General features: G+C 68.2%; 8 protein-coding genes. 2 read left to right on the top strand and 6 right to left on the bottom strand.

Annotated elements, in window-relative coordinates:
• Positions 1–142 precede the first annotated feature (142 nt).
• Entirely contained in the window at positions 143–787 is a 645-nt protein-coding gene (gene nth, locus VI238_RS10330; RefSeq protein ID WP_331651013.1) for an endonuclease III, read from the top strand.
• A 112-nt stretch (positions 788–899) separates the two neighbouring features.
• Positions 900–2141 (top strand): OprO/OprP family phosphate-selective porin, encoded by a 1242-nt coding sequence (locus VI238_RS10325; protein ID WP_331651012.1) that lies wholly within the window; start codon positions 900–902, stop codon positions 2139–2141.
• Between the two features lie 69 nt (positions 2142–2210).
• Here the strand turns inward: VI238_RS10325 and dapB are convergent, their stop codons facing one another.
• From dapB to hrcA, 6 genes are all read right to left on the bottom strand, one after another.
• The gene (dapB, locus tag VI238_RS10320) at positions 2211–3029 is read right to left on the bottom strand and encodes a 4-hydroxy-tetrahydrodipicolinate reductase (protein WP_331651011.1); all 819 of its coding nucleotides are present in this window, start codon (positions 3027–3029) and stop codon (positions 2211–2213) included.
• Between the two features lie 105 nt (positions 3030–3134).
• Complete coding sequence (gene dnaJ, locus VI238_RS10315) at positions 3135–4265, bottom strand: molecular chaperone DnaJ (protein ID WP_331651010.1); 1131 nt, start codon at positions 4263–4265, stop codon at positions 3135–3137.
• Positions 4266–4272: 7 nt separating this feature from the next.
• Positions 4273–4857 carry a TMEM175 family protein gene (locus tag VI238_RS10310; RefSeq protein ID WP_331651008.1) on the bottom strand — a complete coding sequence of 195 codons (585 nt, stop codon included), beginning with the start codon at positions 4855–4857 and terminating at the stop codon, positions 4273–4275.
• 67 nt (positions 4858–4924) lie between these two features.
• The gene (gene dnaK, locus VI238_RS10305; protein ID WP_331651007.1) at positions 4925–6835 is read right to left on the bottom strand and encodes a molecular chaperone DnaK; all 1911 of its coding nucleotides are present in this window, start codon (positions 6833–6835) and stop codon (positions 4925–4927) included.
• 147 nt (positions 6836–6982) lie between these two features.
• Positions 6983–7510, bottom strand: a complete 528-nt coding sequence (gene grpE, locus VI238_RS10300) for a nucleotide exchange factor GrpE (protein ID WP_331651006.1) — start codon at positions 7508–7510, stop codon at positions 6983–6985.
• 116 nt (positions 7511–7626) lie between these two features.
• Positions 7627–8679, bottom strand: coding sequence for a heat-inducible transcriptional repressor HrcA (gene hrcA, locus VI238_RS10295; protein ID WP_331651005.1), 1053 nt, complete (start codon positions 8677–8679; stop codon positions 7627–7629).
• Between the last annotated feature and the right edge of the window lie 73 nt (positions 8680–8752).

The following is an 8752-nucleotide window of genomic DNA, read 5'->3' as shown; positions in this document are numbered from 1 at the left end:
CCATCGCGCCTGAAGCCGCTCCCACACCAGCGCCGCAGGCCGGCAGTGCCCCGAGCGCGCGTTCGCGGCCGATCGACCGCGAGGCTGTGCTCGCGGCGATCGCGCGCGGCAAGGCGCGCCGCGCCAAGGACACGAACGGCTCATGAAGCGCGAGAGGATCCGCGAAATGTTCCGCCGCTTGCGCGAGCTGAATCCGCACCCGACCACCGAACTCGACTACTCGACGCCGTTCGAGCTGCTCATCGCGGTGATCCTCTCCGCGCAGGCGACCGATGTCGGCGTCAACAAGGCGACGAAGAAGCTGTTCCCGGTCGCGAACACGCCGCAGGCGATCCTCGAGCTCGGCGAAGACGGGCTCAAGCGCTACATCTCGACGATCGGCCTGTTCAACGCGAAGGCGAAGAACGTGATCGCGACCTGCCGCATCCTCGTCGACCAGCACGGTGGCGCAGTGCCGCGTTCGCGCGAGGCGCTCGAGGCGCTGCCCGGCGTCGGCCGCAAGACCGCGAACGTCGTGCTCAACACCGCGTTCGGGGAGCCGACCATCGCGGTCGACACGCACATCTTCCGCGTCGCCAATCGGACCGGGCTCGCGCGCGGCGAGACCGTGCGCGCGGTCGAAGACACGCTCGACAGGGTTGTTCCGGATGAATTCCGCAAGGACGCGCACCATTGGCTGATCCTGCACGGGCGTTACGTATGCAAGGCACGCAAGCCCGATTGCCCCGTCTGCGCGATCAACGACTTGTGCAGCTACCGTCACAAGACGGTCACGAGCACCGCCTGATTGCGGCAGTTTTTTTCGTGGCGCAGGCGTTAATTCGGCGTTTGCTTGTCATCCGAGCGTAACAACGACTGGCCAGACTGCGCGCCGGTCAATGCCCCCTCCCGAGGACCCCATGAAATTGCGACATGCGATCGCCGCCGCGCTGATGTGCGGAATCGGCACCAACGCGATGGCCTACGACGTGCTCAACGACTGGCCGACCAAGTTCAAGACCAGCGACGGCTACGAGTTCGGCGTGAAGGGTCTGTTCCAGTACGACGTCAACACCTTCTCCGGCGACACCGAGAATCCCGCCACCGGCGCGGAGATCTTCGACGACGCGAACGCGTGGCGCCGCAAGGAAGTCAATGTCTACGGCAAGACGCCGTGGGGCCTCGATTTCAACATCGGTTACGACATCACCTATGCCGGCGGCGTGCACGCGGCGTGGATCGACAATTTCATCCGCTACAGCAACAAGGAAGCGGGCGACTTCCGCATCGGCCAGTTCAAGACCCCGGTCGGCTGGGAAGAGACGATCAGTTCGGGCGCGACGACGTTCATGGAACGCGCGCTGCCGGTGCAAGCGGCCAACATGGGGCGCCGCATCGGTGCCGACTGGACCTACACCGGCATCCCGAACTGGCTGCTCTACCTCGCCTACTTCAAGGGCGGCGACCTCAACGGCGACAACGACGGCGACGGCCCGGCCGCGCGCGTGGTCTGGAACCCGTTCAATCGCCAACCCGGCGCGGGCTCGCGCGAGCAGAGCGAGGTGCTCCATCTCGGCCTCGCCTATTCGACCGAGGATCGCGACGCGACCACGGACGGACGCGGCATCGTGTCCAACCCCTCGGCGCGCTTCCGCGCCAAGCCCGAAGCCGGCCTGCTCGGTACGAGGCTCGTCGACACGGGCAGCCTCGCATTCCCGGGCACGATCAAGCGCCTCGGCCTCGAGGGCGCGTGGATCCACGGTCCGCTGCTCGTGCAGGGCGAGTACCTGAGTTTCAGCGCCGATCCGCGTGGCAAGCCCAGCTTCGAGGGCGACGGCTGCTACGTGCAGGGTTCGTGGGTGCTGACCGGCGAGAGTCGCCCGTACAGCAAGGGCACGATCGGCAACGTCCGGCCGATCAACGATTTCGGCGCCTTCGAAGTCGCGGTGCGCTACAGCCACCTCGACCTCAACGACGCGCCCGTGCTCGGCGGCAAGCAGGAAGACTGGACCATCGGCGCCAACTGGTACCTCGGCCAGCACTTCAAGCTGCAGGCGAACTACATCATGGCGAACAGCACGAAGCACTACGGAGCGCCGATCAACGGCGAGGCGGACGTCGATCCGCGCGTGTTCGAAGTGCGCGCGCAGATCGCGTTCTGACCGGACCGACTCCTCCCGTCACACTCTCCTCGGGGCGCGCAGGCGCCCCTTTTTTTTCGGCGCGCGACGTCAGACCGCACCCACGCCACCGAGGATGCGGTCGATCGGGTAGGCGCCGGGCGCCTGCCGCGCGATCCAGCACGCCGCGGCGACGACGCCACGCGCGAACACGTCGCGGTCGGTCGCGCGGTGCGCGAGTTCGAGCCGCTCGCCCGGGCCCGCGAACACGAGCGTGTGCTCGCCGACCACGTCCCCGCCGCGCAGGGCGTGGAAACCGATCTCGCCCTCGGGCCGCTCGCCGGTGCGACCGCTGCGCCCGTGCACCGCGCGCTCGGCGAACGCGACGCCGCGCCCCTCGGCGACCGCTTCGCCGAGCGAAAGGGCGGTGCCGGACGGCGCGTCGAGCTTGCGCCGATGATGCATCTCGACGATCTCGCAGTCCCATGACGGCAACGCGTGCGCGGCGTCGCGGGCGAGGCGCATGAGCAACGCGATGCCGAGGCTGAAGTTGGACGCCCACATGAGCGGGATCCGCGCGGCCGCGCGCTCGAGCGCGTCGCGTTGCGCGTCGACGAGGCCGGTGGTGCCGCTGACGAATGCGGCACGGCGCTCGAGCGCGAGCGCGAGCGCGGCGTCGAACGCGTGCGCACCGCTGAAGTCGACGAGCACGTCGACCGGCGTATCGGGATCGAGCGCGTCGGTGAAATCGAGATCGGGCGCTGCTGCGCCGTGCACGTCGCGCAGCGCGCGTCCCGCGAGTTCCGAACCCGCGCGCACGAGCGCCGCGGACACGCGCAGCCGTGGCTCGGCCGACGCAGCGCGCAGGATCGCCTGGCCCATGCGTCCGGCGGCGCCGTACACCGCCACATGAATCGTCGTCGCCGGCATGCGCGCGTTCCGTATCGGGAGGGCGCCCGATTGTAGACCGTCGCGAAATGCCCCGTGGGCCTCGACCACGCTCCCGTGAAGCGAGCGTCCTCGGTCGGGGATGCGTCAGGACGTGACGCGGTCCCAGAAGCGCTTCACGCCGTCGAGCCAGTTGCTTTCGCGCGGCGAATGCGCGGCGGCGCCGTCGCCCGCGAAGGTGGCCTCGAACTGCTGCAGCAGCTCGCGCTGCGCCGCCGTGAGGCGCACGGGCGTCTCGACGACCGCGCGGCAGATGAGGTCGCCCACGTGGCCGCTGCGCACGGACTTGACGCCCTTGCCGCGCAGCCGGAACACCTTGCCGCCCTGCGTCTCGGCGGGAATGCGGATCTCGGCTTCGCCGTCGAGCGTGGGCACCCTGATCTCGGCGCCGAGCGCAGCCTGGCCGAAGCGCAACGGAATCTCGCAATGGAGGTCGTCGCCGTCGCGCTGGAAGATCGGATGCTCGCGCACGCGTACTTCGACGTAGAGGTCGCCGGGCACGGTGCCCGCCGGACCGGCCTCGCCCTGTCCGGCGAGACGGATGCGATCGCCGTTGTCGACGCCGGCGGGGATCTTGATGGACAGGGTGCGCTCGTCGTGCACGCGTCCTTCGCCGTGGCATTCCTTGCACGGGTTCGTGACCACCTTGCCACTTCCGGCGCAGTGCGGGCACGCCTGCTGGATCGAGAAGATGCCGTTCTGCATGCGCACGCGGCCGTGCCCCTTGCAGGTCGAACAGGTCGAGGTCCTGCCGTCGGCCGAACCACTGCCCTTGCACCCGCCGCACTCGACGAGGGTCGGCACTTCGATCTGCTTGTCGGCACCGAATACCGCCTCTTCGAGGTCGAGCTCGATGAGATAGCGCAGGTCCGAGCCGCGCCGTGCGCGACCGCGACCGCCGCCGCCCATGCCGAAGATGTCGGAGAAGATGTCGCCGAAGATGTCGCCGACGTCGCCGTTGAAACCGCCCGCGCCTCGTCCACCCATGCCGTGTTCGAACGCGGCGTGGCCGTGCTGGTCGTACAGTGCGCGCTTCTGCGCGTCCGACAGCACCTCGTAGGCCTCCTTGGCCTCCTTGAACTTCTCCTGCGCGGCAGGATCGTCCGGACACCGGTCGGGATGGAACTTCATCGCGAGGCGACGGAACGACTTCTTGAGTTGCTCGTCGTTGGCGGTGCGCTCGACGCTGAGCACCTCGTAGTAGCAGCGCTTGCTCATGGGGACGTCATGTCGTTTGTTCGATGCGGCGATCGGGGATGAACCATAGCGCCGCGACGGCGGCGTACAGGATGGACGAAACAATGGGCGCGAAAAACGCGAACGCAATGCCGGCCGCGTAGGCCACGGTCGACACGACCGCCTTCCAGTCGGCGCGCGGACCGATCGCACGCGCGAGGCGGCTGTGCGGCCCGCCGTTGCAGGCGATCAGGCTGCGGCCGAGGGGCACCCACGACAGTGCCGCCATCAGCAGCACGATGCCGTACGCCGCCGTCGGCACCGACGAGGGCGCGGGCTCCACCTGGCTGAGCCATGCGGTCGTGAACGGAAACAGCGAGAGCCAGAACAGCAGGAGCAGGTTCGCCCACATGACGCGACCGTCGACGCGCTCGACCGAATGCATCATGTGATGGTGGTTGTTCCAGTAGATGCCGACGTAGACGAAGCTCAGCACGTAGGCGACGAACACGTGCCAGTCGGCCGCGAGCGCGTGCCAGGTCGGCTCGCGAGGCGGCTTCAGCTCGAGCACCATGATCGTGATGATGATCGCCATCACGCCGTCGGTGAAGGCTTCCAGGCGCCCCTTGTCCATCGATCCCCCGTCGATCGCGCGCGCGAAGGCCGCGCACCAGGATCCCCGGTGCGCGGCCCGCGAGTGCTTACTTCTTGTCGTCCTTGACCTCGGTGAACTCGGCGTCGACGACGTCGTCGTGCTTGGCCGAGCCGCCCTGCTGTGCGCCGGCGTCGCCCGCGGGCGGCGACTGCTGGGCCGCGGCGAACAGCGGCTGCGCGACCTGCTCGAGCGCGGTCGTGCGCGCTTCGATCTGCGCCTTGTCCTCGCCCTTCATGACCTTCTCGAGTTCCGACAGCGCTTCCTCGATGCGGCCGATCTCGCCCTGCACCTTGCCGCCGTGCTGCTTGATCGCGTCGCGCGTCGCGTGCACCAGCTGGTCGGCCTTGTTGCGCACGCCGACGAGCTCGTGGAATTTCTTGTCGTCTTCCTTGTTCGCTTCGGCGTCGCGCACCATGCGCTGGATCTCGTCCTCGGACAGGCCCGAGCTGCCCTTGATCTCGATGCGCTGTTCCTTGCCGGTGTTCTTGTCTTTCGCACCGACGTGCAGGATGCCGTTCGCGTCGATGTCGAACGTGACCTCGATCTGCGGCATGCCACGCGGCGCCGGCTGGATGCCCTGCAGGTCGAACTTGCCGAGCGACTTGTTGTAGCGAGCCTGTTCGCGTTCGCCCTGCAGCACGTGCACGGTGACCGCGTTCTGGTTGTCCTCGGCGGTCGAGAACACCTGCGACGCCTTGGTCGGGATCGTCGTGTTCTTCTCGATGAGCTTGGTGAACACGCCACCGAGCGTCTCGATGCCGAGCGAGAGCGGCGTCACGTCGAGCAGCAGCACGTCCTTGACAGCGCCCGACAGCACGCCGCCCTGGATCGCCGCGCCGACGGCGACGGCCTCGTCCGGATTGACGTCCTTGCGCGGCTCCTTGCCGAAGAAGTCCTTGACCGCGTCCTGCACCTTCGGCATGCGCGTCTGGCCGCCGACGAGGATCACCTCGCTAACGTCGGACACCTTGAGGCCGGCGTCATTGAGCGCGGTGCGGCACGGCGCGATCGTCTTCTCGACGAGGTCGCCGACGAGCGCCTCGAGCTTGGCGCGCGTGAGCTTGATGTTGAGGTGCTTCGGGCCCGACGCGTCGGCCGTGATGTACGGCAGGTTCACTTCGGTCTGGTGCGAGGAACTCAGCTCGATCTTGGCGCGCTCGGCGGCGTCCTTGAGGCGCTGCAGCGCGAGCGGATCGTTCTTGAGGTCGACGCCCTGGTCCTTCTTGAATTCCTCGACGAGATAATCGATGACGCGCTTGTCGAAGTCTTCGCCGCCGAGGAACGTGTCGCCGTTCGTGGCCAGCACTTCGAACTGCTTCTCGCCGTCGACTTCGGCGATCTCGATGATCGAGATGTCGAACGTGCCGCCACCGAGGTCGTACACGGCGATCTTGCGGTCGCCACCCTTCTTGTCGAGGCCGTAGGCGAGCGCGGCCGCGGTCGGCTCGTTGATGATGCGCTTGACCTCGAGGCCCGCGATGCGGCCGGCGTCCTTGGTCGCCTGGCGCTGCGAATCGTTGAAGTACGCGGGCACCGTGATCACCGCCTCGGTGACCGGTTCGCCGAGGAAATCCTCGGCCGTCTTCTTCATCTTCATGAGCACCTTCGCCGAGACTTCCGGCGGCGCCATCTTCTTGCCGTCGGCCGTCTCGACCCACGCGTCGCCGTTGTCGTGCGCGATGATCTTGTACGGCACGAGGCCGATGTCCTTCTGCACTTCGGCATCGGTGAACTTGCGGCCGATGAGGCGCTTCACCGCGTAGAAGGTGTTCTTCGGGTTGGTGACGGACTGGCGCTTCGCGGTCGCGCCGACCACGACTTCGGCGTCCTTGAACGCGACCACCGACGGCGTCGTGCGATCGCCTTCGGAGTTCTCGATCACGCGGGCCGAGTTGCCCTCCATGACCGCCACGCACGAGTTCGTCGTGCCGAGGTCGATGCCGATGATCTTGCCCATTTCTGTGCTCTCCCGCTCTGAATGTGTGTGCTGTGGTTGCGGCGGCGGCGCCGGGTTCCGGTTCCGGGAACACCGTCAGCCGATGGCCGCGGCTGGCGCGAAATCTGGGGCTGCGCGCCCGTGTTTCAAGCAATTGCGCGCTTCGGACTATCGAGAAACCGACACCAGCGCGGGCCGCAGCAGGCGATCGTTCAGCACGTAGCCCTTCTGCATCACCGCGACGACCTTGCCCGATCCGAACTCCGCGGCCTCGACCAGCGACATCGCCTGGTGGCGCTCGGGGTCGAACGCCTCGCCGACGGCGCCGACCGCCTTGAGGCCGTTCGCCTCGACGACGCGGGCGAGCTCGCGCAGCGTCAGCTCCACGCCGGCACGCAGCGACGCCGCGTCGCTGGCCTCCGCGGCGAGGCCGCGTTCCAGATTGTCGACGACCGGCAGCAGGTCGGCCAGCAGTTTCTCGTTGGCGAAGCGGCGCGCCTGGTCGAGGTCGCGCTGCAGGCGCTTGCGCTGGTTGTCGAGTTCCGCACGCTCGCGCAGCACGGTTTCGCGCATCTCGGCGAGCTTGGTTTCGGCCTCGCCGAGCTGGCGCGACAGGGTTTCGAGCTCGCTGTCGACCGCCTGGTCGTTGCCGGCGGCGGACGCCTGCGGCGTCGGGTTCGGGTCCATGTTCTGCATACGTTCCTCCACGTCAAAGCAAGGCCGTCCGCACTGCGGCGGAAGCCGTCGATCCTGCGCTGGGCCGGCCGTGCCGGCGCGCCGCCTGGCGGCGCGAGCCCCCGCTCCGGCCCGCTCTATTGGGGTGGCTGGCCCCGCTTCAAGGCACCCGAGATGATCTGCGCGGTCGCCTGAACCACGGGAATCACGCGCTCGTAGGCCATGCGCGTCGGGCCGATCACCCCGAGCACGCCGAGCACGCGGCTGCCGACGCCGTACGGTGCGGTCACGAGGCTGTAGCTGTCGAGCGCGGCGAAGCCCGATTCCTCGCCGATGAACAGGCGCACGCCTTCGGCGCGCGAGCAGCGTTCGAGCAGCTGCAACAGGTCGCGCTTGCGCTGGAACGCCTCGAACAGCTCCCGCAGGCGGTCGACGTCGGCGCCGTCCTGCCGCCCCATGAGGTTGGTCTGGCCCGCGACGAGCATGTCGTTGCCGGCGCTGTCCTGGAACGCGGCTTCGGCGACCTCGACCGCCGCGCTGAGAAGGCGATTGAGCCGCGCGCCCTCGTCCTGCATCTCGCGCAGCAGGCGGCCGCGGATCTCGTCGATGCGCATGCCGGCGTAGTTCGCGTTGAGGTAATTGGCCACCTGCTCGAGTTCCGACGGCGAATAGGCGCGCTGCGGCGCGATCACGCGGTTCTGCACCTGGCCGTCGGTGAAAACGAGGATGACGAGCACGCGGCCGCCGTCGAGCTGGACGAAGTCGATGTGGCGGAACGGGAATTCCTCGCGCCGCGGCACGCTGACGACGCCGACGAAATGGGTCATCTCCGACAGCAGCGACGTCGCGCTGCCGAGCAGGTCCGGCGTCGCCGCGTCGGTCGGCAGCTCCCGGCGCAACTGGTCGACCTCGGGCTCGCCGAGCGGGCGCATCTCGAGCAGGCTGTCGACGAAGACGCGGTAGCCCTGCGCGGTCGGCACGCGTCCCGCCGAGGTATGAGGGGCGGCGACGAGCCCGAATTCCTCGAGGTCGGACATGATGTTGCGGATCGTCGCCGGGCTCACGTCGAGGCCGGAGGCTTTCGCGAGCGTACGCGAGCCGACCGGCTGGCCTTCGGCGATGTAGCGCGCGATCAGGGTGCGCAACAGCTGGCGGGCGCGGGCGTCGAGGTGCTGGGACGGACTGTTCATCGGGTTCCGGTGGCGCGTCCGCGCCGGTCGTCGTTGCACGCTAACAAGCGGCTCCGGGCCGATCAATAGCGGC

Source organism: Dokdonella sp. (assembly GCF_036518555.1).
In the GTDB taxonomy this organism is placed as follows: domain Bacteria; phylum Pseudomonadota; class Gammaproteobacteria; order Xanthomonadales; family Rhodanobacteraceae; genus Dokdonella_A.
The sequence above is the reverse complement of the archived record's forward strand: the minus strand, read 5'-3'. Positions and strand labels throughout refer to the sequence as shown.